The organism is Streptomyces sp. DH12 (assembly GCF_020873895.1).
GTDB lineage: Bacteria > Actinomycetota > Actinomycetes > Streptomycetales > Streptomycetaceae > Streptomyces.
On record NZ_JAHWGT010001358.1, the window covers coordinates 1 to 420 of the forward strand.

The following is a 420-nucleotide window of genomic DNA, read 5'->3' on the forward strand; positions in this document are numbered from 1 at the left end:
GTGGAGGACCGAGCCGCGGGCCGTGCCGGGGGCCGCCTTCGACGTCAGAGGCTTCGGGTCGGGCTGCGCCGCGCACACCGCGTCGGCGTCCCCGTGGCTGCCGCGCGGCACCGTGCCGTCGGCCAGGTAGGCCGCCAGGTGCCGGTCAAGGCAGGCGTTCCCGCTCAGCGTGATGCCGTGGTTGCCGCCGCCCGACTCGACCACCAGGCTGGACCGCTCCAGCATGCGGTGGACGGTGACGGCGCCCTGGTACGGGGTGGCCGCGTCGTCCGTGGCCTGGAACAGCAGCGCGGGCGGCACCTGGCTCGTGCTGTTGATCCGCTCCGGCCGCTGCGACGCGACCGGCCAGTACGCGCACGGCGCGTTGTACCAGGCGTTGTTCCACGACAGGAACGGCGCCCGCTCGTACATCTCCCAGGT

Annotated in this window: 1 protein-coding gene; it reads right to left on the reverse strand. The window is 74.0% G+C overall.

The window, feature by feature from the left end; genetic code table 11:
* The coding region (locus LPA54_RS40065; RefSeq protein WP_228985346.1) for an alpha/beta hydrolase at positions 1-420 on the reverse strand (420 nt) is incomplete at both ends.